Raw genomic sequence first — 25,149 nt, forward strand, 5'->3', positions numbered from 1 at the left:
TTTGTATAAGTAAAGAGGCGTCATTTTACCGGGGCGCTTTCAGCTTTAGAGAGGGGAAGCTAGTTTATGGCCGAAGGCCGGGAGTTGATTTTACAACAAGCGGCTGATCTGGGAGTCAAGTTTATACGCCTTCAGTTTACTGATATCTTTGGTGTTTTAAAAAATGTAGCGATTACAATCGAGCAGCTACCAAAGGCCCTCAATAATGAACTCATGTTTGATGGTTCCTCCATTGAAGGTTTTGTCCGCATTGAGGAATCCGACATGTACCTGCGACCGGACCCCTCCACCTTTACTATCTTTCCCTGGCGACCCAACGGCGATGCTGTAGCGCGGCTCATCTGCGATGTTTACAACGCTGACGGCACGCCCTTTATCGGCTGCCCGCGGGGAACGCTGAAAAGGGTTATCGCCGAAGCGGAAGCCATGGGCTTTACGATGAATGTTGGGCCGGAAGCGGAGTTTTTTCTTTTCCACACTGACGCCAATGGTCGCCCGACCCTGGAGACCCACGACCGCGCCGGTTACTTTGACCTGACCCCGGTTGACCTTGGCGAAGACGCCCGGCGGGATATGGTCCTGACCCTGCAGCAGATGGGCTTTGAAATTGAGGCTTCCCACCATGAAGTGGCCCCGGGCCAGCATGAAATCGACTTTAAGTATGCCGACGCCCTGCGGACGGCCGACAATATCGCCACCTTCAAGTTCGTGGTGCGGACCATTGCCCAGCGCCACGGCCTCCATGCTACTTTTATGCCTAAACCCATTTACGGCATAGCGGGGTCGGGTATGCACTGTAACATCTCCCTTTTCCGCGACGGTAAAAATGCCTTTTATGACCCGGAAGATAAACTGCAGTTAAGTGAAATTGCCTACTACTTTATCGGTGGTTTGATAACCCATGCCCGGGGGATGACGGCCATTACTAACCCTACGGTTAACTCCTATAAACGCCTGGTATCGGGGTATGAAGCGCCTGTCTATATTGCCTGGTCACCGCAGAACCGCAGCCCCTTAATCCGTATCCCGGCCAAACGGGGCCTGTCCACGCGGCTGGAGGTACGCCATCCCGATCCCTCGGCCAATCCCTACCTGGCCATTGCCGTCATGCTGAAAGCCGGCCTGGATGGAATAAAGAAGCGTATCCAGCCACCGCCCCCGGTGAACGGTAACATTTATGACATGGATAAAGCCAGCCTGAAGGCCCATGGTATTGAACTTCTGCCGGGCACCCTGGATGAAGCCCTGGATGAATTAGAGAAGGATCAGGTTATTCGTGAGGCCCTGGGTCCCCATATCTACCAGCGTTTCCTGGAAGCCAAACGGATTGAGTGCGAGGAATACCGCACCAGGGTGCACCAGTGGGAAATTGATCAGTACCTGACCAAGTTTTAGGCGGGAGGGTTTTACATTGAGCTATAAAATTGCCATCATCGGCGGCGGGCCGGGAGGCTATGTGGCGGCCATCCGGGCGGCCCAGCTGGGAGCCAGGGTGGTAGTAGTCGAGCAGGACGCTTTGGGCGGTACCTGCCTCAATCGCGGCTGCATCCCCACCAAGGCGCTGCTGGCCGGGGCGGCCCTGGTTAAGGGTATCCAGGGAGCGGCGGCCTTTGGTATTGACGTTAAGGATTACCGGGTGGACTATGCCCGCCTGGCAGCGCGCAAGGACGCCGTGGTCAAGCAGCTGACCCAGGGTATTGCCTATTTGTTCAAGAAAAATAAAGTCGACCATATCAAAGGGCGCGGCTTTCTCAAAGGTCCCGGCCGGGTGGAGGTGGTCACCGCCGAAGGTACCGTAGAAAATATCGAAGCCGAAAACATCATCCTGGCCACCGGGTCGGAACCGGCATTGATTACCGCCCTGGGCTATAACGGCAGCACCGTTGTGACCAGCAACGAGGCCCTGGCCTGGAAGGATGTACCGGCGGAGCTCCTCATCGTCGGCGGCGGGGTCATTGGGTGCGAATTTGCCAGCCTGTTCGCCACCCTGGGGAGCAAAGTTACCATTGTAGAAATGATGCCCACTATCCTCCCCATGATTGACAGTGAGATTTCCCGGCGCTTCAGTATGATGCTCAAAAAAGCCGGGGTGGAGATCAAGACGAAGGCCCAGATAACGGAAATTAAAGAAGAAGGCAATCGCGTTCGGGCCACCCTGGCTGATGGCCAGACCATAGAGGCCGATAAAGTTTTGATCTCCATCGGCCGCCAGTTCAACACCCGGGACTTAGGGCTGGAAGAAGCCGGCGTCGCTATGGGCCCCAAAGGTGAAATAATCGTCGACGAATATATGCGGACGAACGTTCCCGGCATCTACGCCATTGGCGACGTTACCAATAAAATACAGCTCGCCCATGTGGCCTCGGCCCAGGGCCTGGCGGCGGTAGCCACCATCATGGGCCGGCCCACAAAGGTCGACTACGACGCCGTACCTAGCTGTATCTATACCCTGCCGGAGATTGCCGGCGTTGGCCTGACCAAAGAAGCCGCCGAAGAACGGGGTATAAAGGTCAAGGTCGGTAAATTCCCCTTCCAGGCCAGCGGCAAGGCCCTGTGCAGCGGGGAAACAGAAGGCATGGTCAAGATAATTGCCGAGGCAGAAAGCGACCGGATCCTGGGGGTCTTTATCATGGGCCCCCATGCCACCGAGCTCATCGCTGAAGGTGCCCTGGCGGTAAACAAGGGTATAACTGCCACCGAATTGGCAGCGACCATCCATGCCCATCCCACCCTGGCCGAAGCCGTCATGGAAGCCGCCGAGGCGGTACACGGGAAGAGCATTCATACATAAATAGTAAAGCAGGGAAGCAAAATGGCAACGTCCTTAAAGTGGGGCGGGCACAGGCGCCTGCCCCCATGGCTGCACAAGCGGATACCTTCCTCGGGGGATATCGAAGCCACCCGGCAGCTCCTGTTCGGCTTGCATCTCAACACCGTTTGCCAGAGCGCCCTTTGTCCTAATCAGGGGGAATGCTTTGCCAGGCGCACGGCCACCTTTATGATCCTGGGCAATACCTGCACCCGCAACTGCCGTTTTTGCGCCGTCGAGCACGGCCGGCCGCAGGCAGTGGAGCAGGATGAACCCGAGCGTGTGGCCGAAGCGGCGCGGCGCCTGGGCTTAAAGCATGTGGTTGTCACCTCGGTAACAAGGGACGACCTGCCCGACGGCGGCGCCGGCCATTTTGCCGCCACGATTGGCGCTTTAAGGGCCGCCCTGCCGGAGGCTTATATTGAGGTCCTCACCCCGGATTTCCGTGGCGACGAAGAGGCCCTGACCATTGTCGCCAGGGCGAAACCGGATATATTTAACCATAACGTGGAGACAGTTCCCCGTCTCTACGAGAAGGTCCGGCCCCAGGCTGATTACCGCCGCAGCCTTCAGGTTCTTAAAAAAATAAAAGAGCTTGACCCGGCCATTTATACCAAGTCCGGCCTGATGGTGGGCCTGGGAGAAACAACCGCGGAAGTTTTACAGGTAATGGCCGATCTCCGGTCGGTAGACTGCGATATTCTAACTATCGGTCAGTACCTGCGGCCTTCGGCGGGACACCTGGAAATTAAGGAATTTGTCACCCCGGATACCTTTGCCTGGTACGCCGAAAAAGGCCGGGAAATGGGATTCTTATATGTAGCCTCTGCTCCCTTTGTCCGCAGTTCCTACCATGCTGCCGAGTTTAGTGAGAAAGTGGCCGGGGAGAAGCAGGAGAGCGTTTCAGAGGCCAGGGTTTAAGTATGAACTTGTCGACCAAGATGTAAGCTCTCGCTTGATTCCCTTGACATGCGGGCCTTTTTCTGGCATAATATATAACGTCACTGGAGATAAAAAGAAACGGGTTCGTAGCTCAGTGGGAGAGCACCTCCTTGACGCGGAGGGGGTCGCAGGTTCAATCCCTGCCGGACCCACCATTTAGAAAAAATTACTCCTGCAAGAAGGCAGGAGTTTTTTTGACGAAAATTACCTTGATACCAATTTTACCCGGCACACCGGGCCTTGCAATAGCTTTATTTTTTGACAACCTGGCAGCAGCTCAACTGTATACAAAACATGGGCGGCACATATAATAGCAGCACAAGGAGGTACGACGCCCATGAATATTACGTTAGTTACTGCCAGGCCGATTGATTTTTTACAGGCCGAGTTTAATCATAGATTTGGTTATAGTGTGGGCCTCCACCTGTGGCAGGCGGGGGGCTTTAATTTCTTTCGTTGTTTTTTAGAAACGGGACCAGGCCGGCCTTCAAAAAAAGAAATTAAACGCTTTACAGAGCAGGTGGCCGAGATTGTGGCCGCCTTTATTGTCGAACGGTGGGAAGTGGCTTTACTGGAAGGGATGCTTTTAAACCAGTATGAAGGACTTGATGAGGGAGCCGTAGAAGAAATCTGCCGGCGCGCCAGGGTAATCCTGGATCAGGGGGAAGACAGTTGCCTCCAGCTCCAGCAGCGGGAAGAGTCCATTGCTGCCCGCATACGGGAATATTTCCAGGAAAACACCTGGTTAAATATCGATGGTTTTGTTCGCTTTCGCCTGCCGGATTATTTAATGGAACTGGAGCAGGCCCTGGAAGAAGCCGTTGATGAATACCTTATGGAAAAGGAATATGATGAATTCATCCGCCTTTTACGCTACTTTGTGGACGCCCAGGAACCACGGGTGGATAAAGTCCATGTAGTCTTAAATCCAGGTGGCGGCTTCCAGCTCTATGACGGCGAAAACCGGAACCTCAATGGCGACTATCTGGAAGGCTTTGTCGTCGATATGGCTGATAGTGATCTCAACTATGAGGATTTATTAATCAGCGCGCTGATAACCATTGCTCCCCGCCAGGTAGTCCTGCACGCTACGGATAAAGGGCGACACCATAATACCATTAGCACCATCAAGAGCGTTTTTGGTGAGCGAATCATCCATTGCAGCGGTTGCAGCCGGTGTTTGCAACCGTTGCAAAAGCGCTAACGATTGCAGTTTTTACCATGGCCGGGCCAGTTGTTTTATGGCCGGGCTTTTGTTATTATTGCATTCGGTGGGGTGAAATAAATTTGCTTGCCAGGTGGATCTTGGTCCCTCTCATCGGCGCTTTTATTGGCTGGTTGACCAACGTTTTGGCCATCAGGATGCTTTTCCGCCCCCGCCGCCCGTTAAAAATATTTTGCTGGACCTTGCAGGGGCTTATTCCCAAGAGGCAGGCCGAGATAGCTGCCAATATCGCCGGCGTTGTTGATAAAAATTTACTTCCCCTCGACGAAGTGCTGGCCCACATTAATACTCCCGACGTTGCTGGAAGGCTCACGACCGTAGTGGCAGAATTGGCCCGGCGGCGCCTGGTAGAGCGCCTGCCATCCTTTATTCCCCAGGGTTTAAGAGAGGCGGCCGGCAGGGCGATAGAAGAAACCCTTTACCGGGAAATGCCGTCGGCCTTGCAGGAGTTGATAGATGAACTGGGCCGCAATCCGGGGACCTTCTCAATTGGCGAGATTCTAGCGGCAAAATTTAATAAATTAAACTTAAACCAGGTAGAGGAAGTAGTCGTTGAAGTAGCCGGCCGGGAACTGCGCTACATAGAATGGCTGGGCGGGCTATTGGGGTTTATCATTGGCCTGGTCCAGGCTGTCCTGGCAGGATGGAGGTAGGGGTGAAATATTGCCGGAATCTTGACACGTATTAATTTATGTCGCTATAATGTACCTAACAGCGAAGAAGGAGACGAGGCCCCTGAACGGCTCTCCAGAGAGGGATGTCGCGGCTGGAAGCGTCCCGGGCGATGGCAGGGAGCCGGACCGCTCCGGAGCTGCCAGGCTGAAAAGCAAGTAAGCCTGGCCGGTTGGCTACCGTTATAAGCTTTGGAGGGGGGAGCGTTTCCCCTGAAGAAGGGTGGAACCACGGGAGCAACTCTCGTCCCTTGCGGGATGAGGGTTTTTATTTTTGTAGGAAGGGGATTTCCCGGCCTGGTATAGTATGCATGAAGGGAGCCTGTCATGGCGACGGTACCACCAGCGAGAGTATGAAAATGCCTGGCTGGCATTTGTCGGAAGCAAGCGCGACAATGCCAGCCTGTGATAGAGTTATTTTTGCAGGAGGGATTTTTATTATGCAGGTAACTTTACCGGACGGCAGCGTAAGGGAATATGCAACCGTCACTACAGCCCTGGAGGTGGCCAGGGACATTTCGCCGAAGCTAGCCCGGGAGGCCCTGGCAGCGCGGGTGAATGGCGAAGTATGGGACCTAACCCGTCCTCTGCCGGAGCAGTGCCGGCTGGAGCTCTTGACCTTTGCCGATGAAGGCGGGCGCCTGGCCTACCGCCATACAGCTGCCCACGTCCTGGCCCAGGCCGTCAAGCGCCTGTTTCCTGGCACCAGGCTGGGTATCGGCCCGGCCATAGCCGATGGGTTTTACTATGACTTCGACAGCAAGCATAAATTTACCCCCGATGATTTAAACGCCATAGAGGAAGAAATGCAGAAAATCATCAAAGCAGACCTGCCCCTGGAGCGGCAGGAAATAACCCGGGATGAGGCCCTGGAAATTTTTCGGCAACTCGATGAACCCTATAAAATCGAGCTTATTAACGACCTGCCGGAAGGGGTACCCATCAGCACCTACCGCCAGGGCGACTTTATAGACCTCTGCGCCGGGCCCCACCTGCCCAGCACCGGCTACCTCAAGGCCATTAAGCTCACCAGCCTGGCCGGGGCTTACTGGCGCGGCAGCGAGGCCAACCCCATGCTGCAACGTATTTACGGCACTGCCTTCCCAAAAGCTAAAGACCTGGAAGAATACCTCCACCGGCTGGAAGAGGCGAAAAAGCGGGACCACCGGCGGCTAGGAGCTATGCTTGGCCTTTTCAGCCTCCAGGAAGAAGGACCGGGTTTCCCCTTTTTCCATCCTAAAGGAATGATCATCCGTAACGAATTAGAACAGTTCTGGCGGGAAGAACACCGCAGGGCCGGTTATCTGGAGATTCGCACGCCGGTGATATTGAACCGCTCCCTCTGGGAGCAGTCGGGCCACTGGGATCATTACCGGGAAAATATGTACTTTACCAAAATTGATGAGGCCGACTACGCCATCAAACCCATGAACTGCCCGGGAGCCATCCTGGTCTATAAATCGGAGCAGCACAGCTACCGCGACTTACCTTTACGCCTGGCCGAGCTTGGACTGGTGCACCGCCATGAGAAGTCCGGCGTCCTTCATGGCCTGATGCGGGTGCGGGCCTTTACCCAGGACGACGCCCACATCTTTATGTTGCCGTCCCAGATAACAGCAGAGATCCAGGGCGTCATCGACCTGGTAGACCGCTTTTACAGCCTGTTTGGGTTCAAATACCACGTCGAGCTCTCCACCCGGCCGGATAACGCCATGGGTTCGGACGAGATCTGGGAAACGGCCACAGTCGCCCTGCGCCAGGCCCTGGAGGCCAGGGGGATGCCTTATGTGGTTAATGAAGGCGACGGCGCCTTCTACGGCCCCAAAATCGATTTCCACCTGGAGGATTCCCTGGGCCGGACCTGGCAGTGCGGCACCATCCAGCTTGATTTCCTCATGCCGGAGAAATTTGACCTCTACTACATCGGGGAGGACGGCCAGAAACACCGGCCGGTCATGATTCACCGTGTCGTCTTTGGCAGCATAGAGCGGTTCATCGGTATCCTGATCGAGCACTACGGCGGTGCCTTTCCCGTGTGGCTGGCCCCGGTGCAGGTGCGGGTGCTGCCCATAACCGACCGCCACAACGATTATGCCTTCAAGGTCAGGGAGGAGCTGGTGCGGGCCGGCATCCGCGCCGAAGTCAACGACCGCAACGATAAAATCGGCTACAAGATCCGCGCCGCCCAGCTGGAGCAAATCCCATACATGCTGGTAGTGGGGGATAAGGAAGCAGCCGAAGGTACTGTGGCCGTCCGGGAACGCCGCGCCGGGGATACGGGCAGTGTGCCACTCCAGGCCTTTATCGACAAAGTAACAGGAGAGATTAGCCGGCGGGAATAAGCCCATGGATAATAGTGAGCCCGCCTGGCAGGGAAAGTTGCCAGGCGGGCTTTTCTTTCAGCTAACAGCCTGTGCGACTAACCTGTATAAACTCGGAAGTGGTAAAAGATGTTAGAGGATTCCTATGCTCTATGGCGAAGCAATTAGTCAACACCTTAGGCGGACGGAGACTGAAATTGTAACGTTTCATATGTGATTACCCCCCAACTTGATTGCACAATTCTTAACGCAGATTCTATAACCGGATTAAGGGTCTAAATATAAATAGTTAACTCTGAAACGGCTAACCTGGAGAACTTAAGCCAGGATGCAAAACCAGCGTCGGCGTGCTAAAAATAGATTGCAGGGGGGATTGCTCGGAAGATGTCGAATTGAACCATATTAAGCCGAATTAAGGCGTGAGGTTTTAAACGAGTACAGGTATACCCGTATCGGAGACATTGCATCTAAGGCTTTGATAAGGGCAGAACCATGGCGCGCTTTCCTAGGAAGGTATGGTTTGGAGGGACTGTTATGGGCGAACTCATCGAGAAGCAGATCAAGCGCTATGAAACTTTGTTGAGGGAGATGTGGACTGCGTCAGCGAAGTACCTTGGGACGTTTTCTGCGAACCTTTTAGTGGAAAGGGTTAAATGGGAGCTTTCGCAGGAGTATAGGGAAATGGAGTTGTTGCAATACAACGAGGAGGGAATATCTTGTGCAGGGATATCTGCTAGTTTGAAGAAAAACCCAGACCTGCCGGCCAATGATATGTTTGCAAAGTTTATCCTCAGGTATTTAGAAATTTTAGCCAGGCTCCTTGGTCATGAAAAAACGGAGAAAATAGCGAAGAAGTTGGACGAAGAATTTCCAGGATTCCTTTTGACTGCAAGGGGGAATTAGAGATGGATAAATTGAAAACGGGCATAAAGAATCTCGATCATATTCTTGATGGCGGCATACCTATATATTCCCTGAACATTATTTCTGGCTCTCCGGGGAGCGGTAAGACGATATTTGTCCAAAACATAATATTTAACAGCGCGAGGAACGGCCTCAAAAGTCTATACCTGACCACTATATCGGAATCACAGTTCAAGATGGTAAGACACCTGCAGGAGTTTGAGTTTTTCTCCGATGATTTATTGGATGACAAGGTTATTTACGGGGATCTGGGAGCTGTTCTGCGCAACCAGGGCACGGACAAAGTTCTTGGATACTTGACTGATATGATTAAAAAACATCTACCCAACATAGTTGTAATCGATAGCTTCAAGGCCATAAGAGACATCTTCCCGGACGAAAAGGCTTTTAAGGCTTTTGTTTTTGACCTGGCTGCCGCTCTATCGATATGGGAGGTCACTGTATTTCTCATCGGCGAGTACGAAGAAAAAGAACTAACGTTATTAAGTGAATTTGCCGTTGCCGATGGGATTTTTCACCTTTATGGGCAGGAAGAAAAGCGATTTCAAAAAAGGTATTTGCGTATTCTGAAGATGAGGGGGACTAATTTTGAGCATGGGGAACACCTGTTTAAAATTAGCCATGCTGGAATAGAAGTGTACCCGAGAATGAAGCCGGAAGATAATGAACTCCAGTATGAGGTCCGATTGGAAAAAAAGGGATTTGGGATCACAGGCTTGGACGAAATGTTATGTGGTGGGTTAACCGAAGGGACTATTACCCTCATTTCCGGTAGCACAGGTACGGGCAAAACCGCATTTGCCCTTAAGTTCTTACTGGAAGGGGCGGAAAAAGGCGAAAAAGGACTGTTCCTTTCTTTTGAAGAGCCTGTGGCTCAACTTCAGAATACAGCCCGTCATTTGGGATGGGAGATAGATAGATATCTGGCAGATGGTCGACTCGATATCAAGTTTATTTCTCCCATAGAATTGGACGTAGATAAGCACGCTTTTGAAATACTGGACATAGTCAGGGAAAAGAAGGTGGAGAGGTTTGTCATCGACAGCATCTCTTCTTTTGAAAAGAGCGTTTATGATCTACAAAAGTATAGAGATTATCTCTGGGCGATGGGACACCAGCTCAAGGGGCAGCACATCACCACCATCTTCACGGTACTTAACGAAGAACTCTTTTCACCAATGGTAGTAACGAAAGCTCAGATTTCCTTAATGGCCGATAATGTAATCATTCTGCGGTACGTGGAAGCCGATTCAAGCATCAGGAAGGTTGTTGGCATCCTTAAAGTCCGCGGAAGCGACCACGACAAGGCCTTGAGGGAGTATGAGATTACCAAGAACGGAATAAATATTCTCGGCAAATTAGATAAAGCAGATATGTTGAGATGAGGTGCCGGCAGATGCCAACAAACCTTCTCCTTAGCATTTCAGTAAAATACTGGCAGGATTTTCAGGATACGCTGGCCAAGGTAATGGATGCCAATATTTACATCTTTGATGTAAATGGGGGCTCTTTTTCCCGCTTCAGCCGGCCCGTTGAATTATGCCAGCAGATAAACAAAGGCAGTAAGATCTGCAATGAAAAGTGCATCCGTTTTTACAAATCTGCTCTCCATTCATTGGAGGATAAAGACGTGCTTACCTGTCCTAACGGGATAAGACTTTATGCCTACCGCCTGGGCACCTATGCCCAAAAGATAGGCTTCCTGGTCATTACTTCTATTAAGCCCAACGCCCAGATGAGCAGTGAGGAAGAAAATGTTTTTCTAACTAAAGCGCACAGTATTTATCAGACAATCAATGAGATTCTTAAGGCCATCCTGGAAAAAAATCTGTTAGGGTTGCGGAGGCTTGAATTGAATAGCATCTACGAAATCAGCCGCTTGTTGACGTCGACCGTTGAACTGGACAAGGTTTTGGATCTTATCACAAATTCTTTAATCATAATTTATAAGGCCGATCTTAGTTTTGTCGGCCTTCGCGAGGGCGACAAAATCAGGATAGCCCAGGCTAAAGGTGAGTACGGGCACCTTTTGATTGGTAACGAATGGTCGATGACTCAGCCGCTGATTGAGCAGGTTTTTTCAAAACTAGAGCCGTCATCTCTGAGTATTGAGGAATTAATGACCCTACCAGGTCTCACCGGTTTAGAGGTTGCTCACAGGAATGAAATCGTGATTTATCCCCTCTGGTCTGCTTTAGGTGCTGCCGGGCTGTTGGGGATAGTATTCCCTGCTCCCCTGGATGACGACGGCAGAAGAAACCTGCAGATATATGCAAACTTTGCCGCGGTAGCCCTGGCGAACGCGAAGCTTATATACCGCCTGGAAAGAGAAGCTGAAACCGACTTCATGACCGGTTTCTTTAATAAGCGTGCCCTGGGATATATGCTGGTTCAAGAACTGGAGAAGTTAACAAGATACAACACACCCCTGGCAGTTATTTTCTTAGATATCGATGACTTCAAGAGTTACAATGATACCTTTGGCCATCTGGCCGGGGATGTGGTGCTGCAGAAGACGGCAGAGATAATAAAAAAATCCATCAGGCTGGTGGATATTGCGGGCCGTTATGGAGGCGAGGAGTTTGCAATTATTCTTCCCGGCACAAAAGGGGAAGGCGCTGTTGCAGTGGCGGAAAGAATACGGAAGTCTATAGAGCTTTACCCCTTTCCGCACCGCCAGGTTACGGCGAGCATTGGGGTAGCCGTGGCGCAAAAAAATGATACTGCAGACTCGTTGTTTGCAAGGGCGGATCAGGCCTGTTATCAGGCGAAGAAGCAAGGAAAAAACCGCGTCTGCTGGGACCAAAATCAATCCTCTGATCTTCAGTGAGGCCAGGTACAGAGACGGTAATAGCCATGTGGTCACGAAGACGGTAATGGAGAGGTGTCGAAATGAATGACAAGCCTAAAGATGTAGTGTCGGGCGAAGAGGAAATACGTTTCTTGAGCGCCCTGCGCGAAAGTCTTGCTTTAGCCATGGACCGGGGTTTGGAGGAATATGCGGGAAAGCTCAAGCGGCTTATTGAGGTTGGGCAGTTGATATCTTCCAGTTTGGAAATGGACGCGATCGTTAATCAAACTCTCCAAAGCATGAAAGAAATAATGGGTACAAAGTGGTGTGTGCTGGAGCTATACGATCAAGAAACCGGAGCAATAACGGTAAAGGGCAGCCGGGAAGCCGACGAAGAATTACTAGGTGAGACTGGAAGAATGCTGCTGGAAAGCACGACCTTAAAGGAGATAGTAAAAACGGCAAGCCCGCTGTTCATCGACGACCTGGCAAGGTATGATGGGCCTCTACAACTGTCGTTTTTGGACAGGGATGTAAAAGCGGCCGCGATAGTCCCCGTGCAGGCCAGGGGGAAAACACTGGGTGTGATTATATTATGCTTGCCGTTTCCCCGGCAGTGGAAAGAGGATGAGAAGGGTTACCTGTCGATCATAGCCAGTCAAGTGGGCCTAGCGCTGGAGAACGCCCGGCTTTATGCCACGCTGCAAGAATATTATATGAGCGTTGTAAAGGCGCTGGCCGCAGCGTTAGAAGCAAAAGATAAGTATACGCAGGGCCATTCGTTCCGGGTAGCATGGTGGGCGAGGGTTATCGCCAGAGAAATGAAGCTATCGGAAAATGAGCAGGAAATGGTTTATATAGGAGGGCTTTTACATGATATCGGAAAAGTAGGGATAAGGGAACATATACTGCTTAAGAAAGGCGGTCTTACACCAGAAGAAAAAAAAGAAATCATGACGCATCCGCGAATAGGGGCAAAGATCCTGAAACCGGCAAACCTTCCCCGCGAAGTAGTGGCAGCGGTTCTATACCACCACGAAGACTATAACGGTGGCGGCTATCCGGAGGGCCTTACTGGTAAAAGGATACCTCTGCTAGCCCGGATCATCAGGGTGGCGGATGCTTATGACGCTATGAAATCAGACAGGCCTTATCGCAAGGCGTTTTCTCAGCAGTGGATAATTGAGGAACTAAGACGTTGTGCCGGGAAACAGTTTGACCCGGCAGTAGTAGAAGCAATGCAAAAGGTTTTAGAACGAGAACCTGAGGACACCATAGAGCTGAGCAGAGAAAAATATCTGGATTTTATCGGTAAATTAAGCTCGCTTGAATAAATAACGCATACCTGTTTAGTGTTCGAGAATGTTTTACACAAAACTTGCGCTAATACGGGCCGGTTATGGTCCAGAATTTATACTTAGTTGAAAGGAGCATGTTAAAGTGGACAAGATGCAATTGGAAATGCTGGCCAAAGAACTGGGCAGAAATGAGCAGGAAGAGAAACTGTGGCACAAATTTTTATTAATAGCTGTTTCGGGGGCTACCGGAAATAATCTGCGCGAAACTTTGCGAGAACCCCTATCTGGACTGCTTCAGGAATTAGGCGAAACCACCCTTGGGGAAAAACTGAAGCTTGTTATTGAGCGTGTACCATCTTTCCCAACAAATGAACTTTTACCGCTGGTTCTGGAACTCTGCGGTAAGCTAACCCACGATAGGGAACAGGTGATTCACAGGCTTGAGGACATGCTTTCAGAGTTGGCAGCGCCGATTATTCGCATTTGGAGTGAGGTACTGCTACTGCCGCTGATTGGCAGTCTAGATACTGACCGGGCGCAGGCTATAGCAGAAAGGCTCTTGGAGCGCGCCAGTAGCACGCGGGCCAAAATGGTTGTTGTGGACGTCACCGGGGTGCCCATGATTGACACGGCAGCAGGAGGTTTTCTTATTGAAATGTTTAGCGCGGTGAAGCTACTGGGAGCAGAGGTTATCTTAACTGGCATTAAGCCTGAAATCGCCCACACCCTGGTTAAGTTAGGCGTAGATTTCCGTATGGTGGCGATAGCGCGTGACCTCGAAGACGCTCTCCGCAAGGCTATAGCTATGCTCGAAGAGGAGAAAAGGCAACGCAAACAAATTGCATTGGGGCATAGTAGTAGTTTGACGCGCGAAGGTGGAGAACCCGATGACATTTAAAGAAAAGGTGGTTCCAACCATAAGGATTGCCGACTGTCTGTTAGTGCCCATACAGATAGACCTGGACGATAAGACTGTGGAGAAGCTGCAAGCACAGCTACTGGCGGAAATTCAGGAGCAACGTGTCCGGGCGATCATTTTGGACGTACGGATGGTAGAAGTGATCGACAGCTATATATCCTATACCCTTTCAGAGACTGCTGCGATGGCTCACCTGATGGGTTGCCGCACGGTGATCTGCGGTATCCAGCCTCCTGTGGCTCTGACCCTGGCACAAATGGGGATAGAACTGCAAGGCTTTTTAGTTGCCCGCGACCTCGAGCACGCTTTAGCTCTGGTATGGTCTCCTTAGGAGAGGAGTAGGTGGTCTTGGCGCGGAAAGTGAGAGAGTTGCTGGCCATGCCGGCGGACGACTTTGACGTGGTGGTGCGCATTGCCCGGGAAGAAGACATAGCCATAGCCAGGCAGACGGCCAAGCAACTTGCTCAGGAATCAGGTTTTTCCCTTGCTGATGTAACCAAAATTGCCACTGCGGTTTCCGAACTTGCGCGCAATATCTACCGCTATGCGCAAACTGGCAAAATAATGATCCGCAAACGTCTTGAGGAGAACGGCGGGCCTATCATCCAGGCGGTGGCGATTGATCAAGGTCCGGGTATTGAGGACGTAGAACTCGTTCTGACAAAAGGTTACACAACATATGAGCGCAGCTTGGGTATAGGCTTATCAGGAATAAAACGCCTTGTGGATTATTTTGAGATTGTCTCTGAAGTTGGTAAGGGCACCGCAGTAATGTTTGAAAAGAGGAGACGCAAGTTTTGAAATTACAAGTTGAAAAACAGGGAACTGGCCGACAGGCCCGGGAAGGCTCCGGATGGGAAGTAGCAGCTTATTCGCGCCCCCACTGGCTGGAGAAAGTGAACGGGGACCTTTGTTACGCTAAGGAATTGGATGTCCACGTGATGGTAGCCGTAGTAGATGTACTGGGCCATGGAGAAGGTGCCCATCAAGGAGCAGTAGTCCTGGCACGGGCACTCAGAGAAGCCGGGGGTAGTCTGCAGGAGATATACGCTGTTTTGAATAAAGCAGCTTCACAGACACGGGGATGCGCTCTTTTTTTAGCCATGCTTGACCAGAAAACGATAGAATATATCTTGATCGGAAACATCAGGGGATGGGTGCTAACGCGAAAAGATACGGAGGCCCTGATTGGGCAGCCAGGCATTGTAGGCAAAAAGATGTTTGATCCCGTCTTCCGCCGGCTGGAGCTTTCAGCGCCCACCCTTCTTCTGGCCTGTACCGACGGGATCAAACGCAGCTTTTCGCCCGCTGGTTCGCCGTGGCTCTGGGAGGAAACAGGCGAAGCCATGGCGCGCCGTGTGGTAGAGAAATATGGCATCGCTGAAGACGATGCCAGTGTGCTGGTAGGGAGGCATATTTAGGTGTCTGGAGAATTCTATTCAACCTACTGCAATTATCTTGGACGTTATATGTTCCAGGGGGCTATGGAGGGGCTCCTTCTCGAAGCGTATGAGAAGTTGCCGCACTACCTAGATGACAGCGAGGTGCAGGCAGCTAACATTTTGGACGTACACACACGCGCTTTCCGAGAGGTCATGGGAATTAGGCAAGACAGTGACAACGTGCAGTGGATATATATAGTGCGGGCAACGGAATTTTTGGCCCAGATCCTGGTAGTTATTGACACGTTCTTCCTCCAGCTGAAAGAAAGGGCCGAACGCGATCATCTGACCGGGCTTTATAACCGGCTGGCCCTCTATCGTTTGCTTCCCCGCATGCTCAAAAGAGCACAAGAGCAGGAAAAGCCACTTGTTGTGGCCATGCTCGATCTGGATGATTTTAAACGAATCAATGACCAGCACGGCCACCAGGCAGGCGACGAAGTACTCCGTTTCGTAGCAGGCGTTATCAAAAGAAGTTTGCGGAATGATGACTTGGCCGTACGCTTCGGTGGTGAAGAGTTTGTAATTGTCCTCCCGGCGACGGATTTTACAAAGGCCAAGATTCCCCTGGAACGAATTCGGGCCCAAATAGTAGCGGAAAGGATGCTGCCGGTTGGGGAGGGTCTGACGGTAAGTATAGGTGTTGCCGGGTATACCGGCCAGGGGCCTGTCGAGCTCAATGAGCTAATCCGGCAAGCAGATGAAGCCATGTATAGAGCCAAAGAATTGGGCAAAAACAGGGTGGTTTTTGCCCAGGGCGACATCGGGGGGTGAGACGTGCGGTGCGGTTTTCCAAGGGAATACAGGAAATCATGCAAGAACTAACATCCCAGGCTGGACAACTTTTCCCGAAGGGAAAAGAATTTAACAAAAAAGTAGCACAAGCATACGCCGGACGTCTGCGGTCCATGTTGGAGCGGGTAGGGCAAGAGGCAAACGAGGCGGAACTGTACAAGGTAGCGAGCGACTTTTTGGCGTTGTTTGCTGGCAACCATGACGAGGAACTCTTGCGGCGGCGGATAGAACTCGGTAGAGAGCTCCACACTACAGAAGTGTCGCTGGAGCAACTGGTGACAACCTACGCGCTCCTTTTAGGGCATTGCTATGACGAACTGGGCACGGCTCTTCCATCCGCAGAGCGAGAACTGCAAAGATTGAAGTACGGCGGGACATCGTTGCTTTTCGACCTCGGCCTGTTACTCCTCGGATACGAGGGGGAGGTAGTGCGCCAGATACAGATGCTTTCGGAAGCAGATGTTCTTACAGGCCTTTTGAGCCGACGCAAGTTCGAAGAAGAGTTGGAGGAGACACTCGAGTTTGCGCGGCGCACAAAACGAGAGCTTTCTTTGTGCTGGATAGCCCTTGATAATTTTAAGTTGGTTAACGACGTTTACGGTTATACCATAGGGGATATTGTACTTAGGGCTGTGGCTGACTTCCTGCTGGAAGCTCTCCCGGGCAATCATGTCATTGCCCGCATAGGGGGTGACGAGTTTGGAATTTTGTTGATGGATACAGGGCCTGATGAAGCGCTGGCAAAGGCGCAAGGGCTGTGCCAGGGCATTGCTAAGCTAAAAATTCGACCCTTGGGGGATGAGGGCATTTTCATTACAAGCAGTATTGGCGTGGCTTCGTTCCCCCATCATGGACAAGCTCTGGTCGACCTTATGTGTGCCGCCGAGGTTGCTCAGGTAGCGGCCAAGAGGAAAGGTGGGGACCGGGCGCAGCTCATAGAGATGGTCGATAGAGTTACTAATCCTACTGTAGTTCATGAGAGAATTCTTCTCTTGCAAGAAGCCCTGCGCTCGGAAGGGGCGATCGTTCCCTTTTACCAGCCGATTGTAGATTTAGAGACTGGCAAGCCTGTAGGTTACGAAGTGCTTACTCGCGTGAAGAGAGGGGAAAATTTTCTTCCTGCCGGGCTTTTTGTAGAGGCGGCTGAGCAATCTGGCCTTATGAAGGATATTGGTAGGATAGTTATAGAGCAGGCCATGCGGGAAAAAACGAACTCTTGGGCGAAGGACATGCTTTTTTTTATTAACTTTTCTATGCGCGAGGTAGAGAACAAAGAAACTCCATCTTTCCTGGCTGACCTGTTCAACCGCTACGGCATCCGTCCAGAAGAAATTGTGGCCGAAATAACCGAACGAGAAGCCGTGCGGGATATGAATGCTGTACATGTTTTTGCCAGGGAGCTGACCGAACTTGGTGTGCGCCTGGCAATCGACGATTTTGGCAGCGGTTTTTCTTCATTCCTTTATCTTCGTTACTTTGACTGTTACTTTGCCAAAATAGAGGGTTCCCTGGTGCGTGAGATAACCAGGAGTGGACGCACCAGGTTGATTGTCGAAAACATGGCAAGACTTTTGCAAAGGCTTTCGATAGAGGTAGTGGCCGAGTTTGTAGAGAGCCGTGAAGCGGCTGAAATTTTGCGCCGCGCTGGCATTCGCTACGGGCAGGGTTATTACCTGGGCAAGCCGGTGCGCAATCCTTAGTAATAAACGGTGACACAAATCTCTACGGACTTATTGACGCCGGCACACCTCTGTGTTATACTTTCCCAGGAAGTAGAAGCCACTCGCTTCTCACCTTACGGCCCGGGGCCAGTAAGGTTTGCCCAGGAAAAGGTCTAATTTTGGCGGGTGGAATCCACCCGCTTCATTTTTTAAGGAGGTCTTTGACTGGGCGGTAAATCTAGCTGGAGGTGACGCATTATCAGCAAGGATTTGAGGGTCAATGGAGAAATCCGGACCCGGGAAGTGCGCCTGGTTGGCATTGATGGACAGCAGCTAGGGATTATGCCAACACGAGAAGCCCTGCGTATCGCCCAGGAACAGGGCCTGGACCTGGTAGAAGTGGCTCCCAATGCGCGACCGCCAGTTTGCCGCATCATGGATTTTGGTAAATATAAATATGAGCAGAGCAAGCGGGAGCGCGAGGCGAGGAAAAAGCAGCGGATAATAAACATTAAAGAAGTAAAGCTGCGGCCCAACATTGAAGAGCATGACTTCCAGGTCAAAGCGCGCAATGCCATCCGCTTTCTGGAAGATGGTGATAAGGTCAAGGTGACCGTTATGTTCCGGGGGCGGGAGATTGCCCATGCCGACCTCGGGATGAAGCTGTGCCAGCGCTTGGCCGACCAGGTGGCAGACCTTGCCTCCATTGAAAAACCGCCCAAAGTAGAGGGGCGCAATATGGTTATGATTCTGGCCCCCAAAGCTTAAGGGAAAATTTATTCGAGGTGATATTATGCCCAAGATGAAAACCCACCGCGGCGCGGCCAAAAGGTTCCGCGTCACAGCCTCGGGAAAAGTAAAACGCGCCAGGGCTTATAAAAGTCACTTGCTGGCCGGAAAGGCACCAAAGCGCAAGAGACGGTTGCGCCAGCCCGCCTTAATCGATAGAACCGATCGCAGGCGTATTGCCCGGCTCTTGCCTTACCAGGCTTAGAGGGAGGTTAAAAAAATGGCCCGTGTAAAACGTGGTGTCACCAAGCACCAACGCCATAAAAAGATCTTGAAGCTGGCCAAAGGCTACTTTGGCGCTAAGTCCAAATTATTCCGCCCCGCCAATGAACAAGTATTAAAATCCCTGGCCTATGCTTACGCTCACCGGCGGGAGCGCAAAGGCGACTTCAGGAAGCTTTGGATTGCCCGCATTAATGCCGCAGCCAGGATGCAGGGCATTACTTACAGCCGCCTGATTAACGGTTTAAAAAAGGCCGGCGTTGAAGTTAACCGCAAGATGCTGGCTGACATGGCGGTGAACGACGTAGCAGGTTTTAACCGCCTGGTGAATATGGCAAAAGAAAAGTTGGGTTTGGGAGCATAAAATAGGGTGTCAAAGGCCAATTAGTTTTTTAAAAACTAATTGGCCTTTAACTTAGTGCTTGACAAAGTCATGGCTAGCTTTAAAATGAGGTAAGATGTACTTAGTGCTAAAAGAAGGTGAATCTATACGAGTATTATACGGGAATGGCCCTTTCGCCTGCGGCCGCCGCAAGTTTTAGCCCTTGGCTTCGCAGTGGTTATCGCCACCGGCACGCTCCTCTTAAGCCTCCCCATTGCCAGCCAGAGTGGGCAACCGGTGGCGGTTATTGATGCCCTGTTCACGGCCACCTCGGCTACGGCCGTGACCGGTCTGGTAACAGTTGATACCCAGACTACTTACTCTTTATTTGGTGAACTGGTTATTCTCACTTTAATTCAAACCGGCGGCCTGGGTTTTATGACCCTATCTACCCTGGTCGCCCTGCTCCTGGGCAAGCGTATCACCCTGAAGGAAAGGCTGGTCATGCAGGAAGCCATGAACCAGCTGACAGTAGAAGGGGTCGTGCGCCTGAGCAAGTATGTCCTCATTTTTACCCTGTTTGCTGAAGGCCTGGGGGCGTTGCTTTTAAGTATCCGTTTCAGCAGCCAGATGCCCCTGGGACAGGCCATTTATTTTGGTATCTTCCATGCCGTCTCCGCCTTCTGCAACGCTGGCTTTGATCTTTTTTCCAAGAGCTTGGTTGATTACCGGGGCGATTTGCTGGTCAACATGGTTATTACCTTGCTAATTATCTTTGGAGGTCTGGGTTTCAGCGTCGTAGCTGATATTTATACCAAACGTTCCTGGCAGCGGCTCTCCCTGCACAGCAAGATCGTCATTCGTACCACCCTTTTGCTAATCGTTACGGCCACAGTAATTATCTTTCTCCTGGAGTATACTAACACGAAAAGCCTGGCGCCTTTGCCTCTAGGAGAAAAGATCCTGGCCTCATACTTCCAGGCCGTGACGCCGCGGACGGCCGGGTTTAATACCCTCGTAATCGGCGACTTAAGGCCGGTAACCCTGCTTTTTATCACCATCCTGATGTTTATCGGTGCTTCGCCGGGGTCGACCGGCGGCGGTATCAAGACAACTACCTTTGCGGCCATTGCCGTGGCTGTCTGGACCATTATCCGGGGTAACGTTGATATTGAGGTATTCGGCCGGCGGTTACCCCGGGGTACAGTCTTAAAGGCCCTGGCCATTGCTGCTGTTTCCCTGCTCCTGATAGTTACCGTAACTGGCATTTTATTAATTACCGAACAGGCAGATTTGCAAATGGTACTCTTTGAAGTAACTTCAGCCTTTGGCACCGTCGGCCTTTCCATGGGACTGACGCCAAAGCTGACAGTGGCCGGCAAGTTGCTTATTACCGCTACCATGTTTACCGGCCGGGTAGGCCCCCTGACCCTGGCCTTTGCCATTGCCCAGCGCCTGGGCCGCCAGGGAATAAAACATTATCCTGAGGAGAGGATTATTGTTGGCTAAAGGAGGCAGGGTTGTGAAACAGTTTGCCGTCATTGGCCTGGGACGTTTCGGGTCCAGCGTAGCCCGCACCCTGGCCCGCATGGGCCACCAGGTAATCGCCATTGATAGCGACGAGGCCAAGGTGGAGGCCCTCATGAACGATGTCACCACGGCCATCCAGGCTGATGCCCGCGATGAGGAAGCCTTGAAGGCGGCTGGCATTCGCAATGTGGACGTAGCCATTGTCGCCATTGGGGAAAATGTCGAGGCCAATATCCTGGTCACTTTAATCGTCAAGGAAATGGGCATCAAGTGCGTCGTGGCCAAGGCCATGAACGACCTGCACGGTAAAGTCCTGGCGAAAATCGGTGCCGATAAAGTCGTTTATCCGGAGCGGGATATGGGAATCAGGGTCGCCCATACCCTTGCTTCTGGCAACGTCCTGGAGCATATCGACCTTTCGCCGGAGTACAGCATTGTGGAGATTGTGGCCCCGGCAAGGGTGGCGGGTAAGACCCTGGGGCAGCTGAATTTACGCGCCCAGCACGGTGTCAGCGTTATGGCTATCAAACGCAATGATAAAATACTAGCTGCTCCCGGAGCCGACGATGTGGTGGAAGAAGGCGACATCATGGTACTGGTAGGCCGGAACAAAGCCCTGGAAAGGCTGCAGGAAAGCTAAGGTGGAGTTAATCACTTCGGCAGCCAACCGTTATGTGAAGCTGGCTCGTTCTTTAAAGGAGCGTTCCTGGCGGGAGAAAAGGGGTCTTTATCTAATCGAGGGCATCCACCTGCTGGAGGAAGCCCGGCAGGCCGGGATACCCCTCGAAGTAGTTTTGTACAGCCCGCAAATTCTTGCCGCCCCGCGGGGAGAGCAGCTGGTAGCCGGCCTGCAGGAGGCTGGCTACCGCTGCCTGGCGGTGACGGAGGAATTGATGCAGGCCATCAGCACGACCGTGACGCCGCCGGGAGTGGTGGCTATAGCCCCCTTCCAGGCAAGTTCCCTGACAAGACTCCTGAGCCGGCCTTCTCCTTTGCTAATGGTGGCCGCCGGGCTGCAGGATCCGGGGAATCTGGGTACCATCTGGCGCACAGCCCTGGGAGCTGGAGCTACGGGACTGATTTTAACCCGCGGCAGCGTTGACCCCTTTAACCCCAAGGTAGTCCGGGCGGCCATGGGTGCCACCTTTAAGCTGCCGGTGGTTAGCGGCGTGGAGCCAGCTACCCTGGTGCGGGAATTGGAAGCTTGCGGGATAAAGCTGGTAGTGGCCGACGTCGGCGCGCCTTTAGTTTTCTGGCAGGCGGACTTAAGGCCCCCCCTGGCCCTGGCCGTGGGCAGCGAGAACCATGGCCCGGGAAGGGAATTGCTGGCCGCAGCTACGGCCCGCGTGGGCATTCCCATGGTCGGGCCGGTGGAGTCCTTGAACGCTGCCGTAGCGGCGGCCCTCCTTTTGTACGAAGCCCTGCGCCAGCGGCAGGATTTTTGCCGTTGATCTAAGGAAAACTTTGGGTTAGAATGGAGGTGAAGGCGGGTGAGCGCCATGCCGGAAGAGAGCTTGCGAGAAATAGCAGCTACAAATGAACCGCCACGCACCCTGGCTTCACCGGAATTTTTCTTTCTTTTACAGCGTTTAGACCGGCTAGATGAAAAATTGACGAAAGAAATCCGGGATGGGGATCAAAAGTCCGAGGAACGCATCAGCGCGGTGGAGCAAAAGCTGAGCCAGCGTATTGACGCGGTGGAGCAAAAGCTGAGCCAGCGTATTGACGCGGTGGAGCAAAAGCTGAGCCAGCGTATTGACACGGTGGAGCAAAAGCTGAGTCAGCGTATTGAAACGGTGGAGCAAAAGCTAAGCCAGCGTATTGACACATTGGATGACAAGCTTGGTAACCTCAGATTCTGGGCTATCAGCGCCGTAATTACCATTGCTGTAGGTTTTATCGGGACCATAGCAACTTTGCTGTACAAGTGATAGGCTAGCCTTTGGATAAATTGCAAATCCCCCTCTAGAAAGTTTTGATTTCTTCTAAAGGGGGATTTTTTATTTTCCCGAATATGTTCACGTAACAGCAAGAACAAGTGGGGGGGATGTTAAAGGTGAATAAGGGATTACGATATTTACTTATCCTGCTGGCCCTCAGCCTTTTTTTGGTTGGCTGCGGCAGCAGCCAGAAAGCCTTGTCCGTCCAGAGCGGCCCCACGGATCCCAATTACCGGGGAGTTATCTACCAAGATAATTTCAAGGGGCCGGATAGCGGTAAACCCAACATTTAGCAACATCCGGGTAAATGGAGGTGAAGAAGTATGGCTTACCAGCTTACCCGCCGGTCTTTCCTGAAGGGCCTGGCCGCCGGCAGCGCTTTGACTGCCCTTACTGCCTATGGTGGTCTGAAATATGCTGCTCCCGCCGCCGCTGTGGAGGCAGGCTACCCGGAAGCAGGAGCCGGTGCAAAAGTTTTCCGCAATGTTTGCCCCCGCAACTGTTATGATACCTGCAGCATGCTAAGTTACGTCAAGGACGGTGTCTTACGCAAAGTCAGCGGCGATCCGGTCAATACCTTTACCAACGGGCGCCTGTGTGTCAAGGGATATACCTATACCCGCCGGGTCTACAGCCCGGACCGGCTCAAGTACCCCATGAAGCAGGAGCCACGGGGCTCAGGCAAGTGGCAGCGCATTTCCTGGGACGAAGCCTTGGAAATAATCGCCCGGAAAATCCTGGCTATCAAAAAAGAGTACGGCAGTACCCTGCCCATCTGCCTGAATAAGTATTCCGGCAACTTTGATATTCTTCATTACGGCATTGAAGGCATGATGAGCAGTATCGGTTATACTACCAGGGCCCTGGGAACGCCTTGCTGGCCGGCTGGTATCGACGCCCAGACCTACGATTTCGGCACCCTCTGGAACAACGACCCGGAAGACCTGGTCAATTCTCGTTATATTATCCTCTGGGGAGTAAATCCGGCCTGGACTTCTATCCATTCCATGCGCTTTATTTACGCCGCCCGGGAGAAGGGGGCGAAGATCGTCGCCATCGACCCCATTGTCACCCAGACGGCCGCCAAGGCGGACCTCTATTTGCAGATTAAACCGAGCACCGACGGGGCCCTGGCGCTGGGCATGGCTCGCCACATCCTGGACAACGGCTGGGTGGATGTGGAATACCTCAAGGCCAATGCCGTCGGCTGGGAGGAATTCTTTGAATACCTGCGCCGGGAAGTGACCCTGGAGTGGGCGAGCAAAACCACCGGCATCCCGGCCGGGGTAATCGCCGACCTGGCCCGGGAGTACGCCACCACCAAACCGGCAGCCATCTGGATCGGTTACGGCCTGCAGCGCCACACCAACGGCGGCCAGAACGTCCGGGCCATCGACGCCCTGGCGGCTATTACCGGCAACGTGGGCAAGAGCGGGGGCGGCGCCCTCTACGGCCACCTGGAAACCTGGGGTTTTAATTACGCGGCCATGACCATGCCCAAACCGGCCGGGGCGGTCGGGGTAAAGAAACCCGACGGCACCATGAGCGACCGCTTTATCAACATCAACAATTTTGGCGCCGAACTGCTCAACACTAACGACCCGCCCATCAAGATGCTCTGGATCGCCTGCCGCAATCCTTTATCCCAGGACCCCGAACCCCAGGTGGTCCAGAAAGCCTTTGAAACCATGGACCTGGTGGTGACGGTGGACCACTTCTTAACCCGCACCGCCGCCTGGTCGGACATCGTCCTGCCGGCCACCACCCACTTTGAAGAGTACGGCGTGAACGCCAGCTACTGGCACTACTGGGTGGGGATTAACGAGCAGGCCATTGAACCCTATTTTGAAGCTAAAAACGACGTGCAGATCGCCATGTTGCTTGCGGCCAAACTTAACGCCCTGGAGCCCGGCTCCTGCACTTATCCCACCAGCGGCAACCTGGAAGAATGGGTGGGCAAGGAGTTCAACCCCAAAATGCTTGACCTGCTGGGCATCAGCGACTATCGCGAGCTGAAAAAGGGGCCGCGCAAAGCGAAACTTCCCCCGGCGGCCTGGGCGGACGGCAAATTCCGCACGCCTTCCGGGAAAATCGAAATTAAATCATCCGAGGCCCCCAAATACGGCCTGCCGGCCCTGCCGATATATGTCCCGGAGAAGCAGCCGTCGCCAGAATACCCCTATCGCTTGTTTACGCCTCACTGGCGCTACGGCCTCCATTCCCAGTTCCAGAATATCGACTGGATGATGAATGTCAGCCCTGAACCTTATGTGGAAATTCACCCGGCTACGGCTGCCGCCAAGGGGATCAAGGACGGGGATTGGGTTAAAGTGTATAACGAAATCGGTTACGTCACCCTGAAGGCCAGGATTACCGCCACCATGGCACCGGAGGTCCTGGTGGCCTACGAGGCCTGGTACAAAGATCTCAATTACAATATCAATTACACAGTAAAAGCCGTGCCCAGCGATATGGGCAAAAAGGCCACCGGTAACCGCGGCCTGGCTTTCCATGATAACTTCGTTAATATCGAGAAAGTGAGGTGAGG

Annotated in this window: 25 protein-coding genes and 1 tRNA gene; all 26 read left to right on the forward strand. The window is 52.6% G+C overall.

What is annotated here, in order from left to right; genetic code table 11:
* The first annotated feature begins 66 nt into the window (after positions 1-66).
* On the forward strand, positions 67-1,395 hold the full coding sequence (gene glnA, locus FLZ89_RS10600; RefSeq protein ID WP_141304942.1) for a type I glutamate--ammonia ligase: 1,329 nt from the start codon (positions 67-69) through the stop codon (positions 1,393-1,395).
* A gap of 16 nt (positions 1,396-1,411) precedes the next feature.
* A complete protein-coding gene (gene lpdA / locus FLZ89_RS10605; protein ID WP_141304943.1) occupies positions 1,412-2,791 on the forward strand; it encodes a dihydrolipoyl dehydrogenase in 1,380 nt (459 codons plus the stop codon).
* A gap of 21 nt (positions 2,792-2,812) precedes the next feature.
* A complete protein-coding gene (gene lipA, locus FLZ89_RS10610; RefSeq protein WP_141304944.1) occupies positions 2,813-3,730 on the forward strand; it encodes a lipoyl synthase in 918 nt (305 codons plus the stop codon).
* A 101-nt stretch (positions 3,731-3,831) separates the two neighbouring features.
* A tRNA-Val gene (locus FLZ89_RS10615) sits at positions 3,832-3,906 on the forward strand.
* Between the two features lie 182 nt (positions 3,907-4,088).
* Positions 4,089-4,955, forward strand: coding sequence for a putative sporulation protein YtxC (gene ytxC, locus FLZ89_RS10620; protein WP_141265149.1), 867 nt, complete (start codon positions 4,089-4,091; stop codon positions 4,953-4,955).
* A 101-nt stretch (positions 4,956-5,056) separates the two neighbouring features.
* Complete coding sequence (locus tag FLZ89_RS10625) at positions 5,057-5,629, forward strand: DUF445 domain-containing protein (RefSeq protein ID WP_172613559.1); 573 nt, start codon at positions 5,057-5,059, stop codon at positions 5,627-5,629.
* 458 nt (positions 5,630-6,087) lie between these two features.
* Positions 6,088-7,989 (forward strand): threonine--tRNA ligase, encoded by a 1,902-nt coding sequence (gene thrS / locus FLZ89_RS10635; RefSeq protein WP_141265148.1) that lies wholly within the window; start codon positions 6,088-6,090, stop codon positions 7,987-7,989.
* 513 nt (positions 7,990-8,502) lie between these two features.
* A complete protein-coding gene (locus FLZ89_RS10640) occupies positions 8,503-8,871 on the forward strand; it encodes a hypothetical protein (protein ID WP_141265147.1) in 369 nt (122 codons plus the stop codon).
* Between the two features lie 2 nt (positions 8,872-8,873).
* Entirely contained in the window at positions 8,874-10,277 is a 1,404-nt protein-coding gene (locus FLZ89_RS10645) for an ATPase domain-containing protein (protein WP_141265146.1), read from the forward strand.
* Positions 10,278-10,288: 11 nt separating this feature from the next.
* Positions 10,289-11,722: a GGDEF domain-containing protein gene (locus FLZ89_RS10650; protein WP_141265145.1), complete on the forward strand. Its 1,434-nt coding sequence runs from the start codon at positions 10,289-10,291 to the stop codon at positions 11,720-11,722.
* A gap of 62 nt (positions 11,723-11,784) precedes the next feature.
* The gene (locus tag FLZ89_RS10655; RefSeq protein ID WP_141265144.1) at positions 11,785-13,017 is read left to right on the forward strand and encodes an HD domain-containing phosphohydrolase; all 1,233 of its coding nucleotides are present in this window, start codon (positions 11,785-11,787) and stop codon (positions 13,015-13,017) included.
* 115 nt (positions 13,018-13,132) lie between these two features.
* Entirely contained in the window at positions 13,133-13,879 is a 747-nt protein-coding gene (locus FLZ89_RS10660; protein ID WP_216363941.1) for an STAS domain-containing protein, read from the forward strand.
* On the forward strand, positions 13,869-14,231 hold the full coding sequence (locus FLZ89_RS10665; protein ID WP_141265142.1) for an STAS domain-containing protein: 363 nt from the start codon (positions 13,869-13,871) through the stop codon (positions 14,229-14,231). Before FLZ89_RS10660 ends, FLZ89_RS10665 begins: the two co-directional genes overlap by 11 nt.
* Before the next feature lie 17 nt (positions 14,232-14,248).
* On the forward strand, positions 14,249-14,701 hold the full coding sequence (locus tag FLZ89_RS10670; RefSeq protein WP_253256465.1) for an ATP-binding protein: 453 nt from the start codon (positions 14,249-14,251) through the stop codon (positions 14,699-14,701).
* Entirely contained in the window at positions 14,698-15,321 is a 624-nt protein-coding gene (locus FLZ89_RS10675) for a SpoIIE family protein phosphatase (protein ID WP_141304946.1), read from the forward strand. The genes FLZ89_RS10670 and FLZ89_RS10675 overlap by 4 nt, the downstream gene beginning before the upstream one ends.
* Entirely contained in the window at positions 15,322-16,116 is a 795-nt protein-coding gene (locus tag FLZ89_RS10680; RefSeq protein WP_141304947.1) for a GGDEF domain-containing protein, read from the forward strand.
* Between the two features lie 134 nt (positions 16,117-16,250).
* Positions 16,251-17,837, forward strand: a complete 1,587-nt coding sequence (locus FLZ89_RS10685; protein ID WP_172613560.1) for a putative bifunctional diguanylate cyclase/phosphodiesterase — start codon at positions 16,251-16,253, stop codon at positions 17,835-17,837.
* Positions 17,838-18,068: 231 nt separating this feature from the next.
* Positions 18,069-18,566 carry a translation initiation factor IF-3 gene (gene infC / locus FLZ89_RS10690; protein ID WP_216363880.1) on the forward strand — a complete coding sequence of 166 codons (498 nt, stop codon included), beginning with the start codon at positions 18,069-18,071 and terminating at the stop codon, positions 18,564-18,566.
* 25 nt (positions 18,567-18,591) lie between these two features.
* The gene (gene rpmI, locus FLZ89_RS10695; RefSeq protein WP_141265137.1) at positions 18,592-18,792 is read left to right on the forward strand and encodes a 50S ribosomal protein L35; all 201 of its coding nucleotides are present in this window, start codon (positions 18,592-18,594) and stop codon (positions 18,790-18,792) included.
* 15 nt (positions 18,793-18,807) lie between these two features.
* Positions 18,808-19,173 (forward strand): 50S ribosomal protein L20, encoded by a 366-nt coding sequence (gene rplT, locus FLZ89_RS10700; RefSeq protein WP_141265136.1) that lies wholly within the window; start codon positions 18,808-18,810, stop codon positions 19,171-19,173.
* A gap of 192 nt (positions 19,174-19,365) precedes the next feature.
* Positions 19,366-20,640, forward strand: coding sequence for a TrkH family potassium uptake protein (locus FLZ89_RS10705; RefSeq protein ID WP_253256466.1), 1,275 nt, complete (start codon positions 19,366-19,368; stop codon positions 20,638-20,640).
* A 13-nt stretch (positions 20,641-20,653) separates the two neighbouring features.
* Entirely contained in the window at positions 20,654-21,301 is a 648-nt protein-coding gene (locus FLZ89_RS10710; protein WP_172613561.1) for a potassium channel family protein, read from the forward strand.
* Between the two features lies 1 nt (position 21,302).
* Entirely contained in the window at positions 21,303-22,112 is an 810-nt protein-coding gene (locus FLZ89_RS10715) for a TrmH family RNA methyltransferase (RefSeq protein WP_141304951.1), read from the forward strand.
* Between the two features lie 39 nt (positions 22,113-22,151).
* On the forward strand, positions 22,152-22,592 hold the full coding sequence (locus FLZ89_RS10720) for an apolipoprotein A1/A4/E family protein (RefSeq protein ID WP_172613562.1): 441 nt from the start codon (positions 22,152-22,154) through the stop codon (positions 22,590-22,592).
* A gap of 125 nt (positions 22,593-22,717) precedes the next feature.
* Positions 22,718-22,894: a hypothetical protein gene (locus tag FLZ89_RS15725; RefSeq protein WP_172613563.1), complete on the forward strand. Its 177-nt coding sequence runs from the start codon at positions 22,718-22,720 to the stop codon at positions 22,892-22,894.
* Between the two features lie 30 nt (positions 22,895-22,924).
* Positions 22,925-25,147 (forward strand): molybdopterin-dependent oxidoreductase, encoded by a 2,223-nt coding sequence (locus FLZ89_RS10725; RefSeq protein WP_141304952.1) that lies wholly within the window; start codon positions 22,925-22,927, stop codon positions 25,145-25,147.
* The last annotated feature ends 2 nt before the right edge of the window (positions 25,148-25,149 follow it).

Source organism: Moorella sp. E306M (assembly GCF_006538385.1).
In the GTDB taxonomy this organism is placed as follows: Bacteria; Bacillota; DSM-521; order Neomoorellales; family Neomoorellaceae; genus Neomoorella.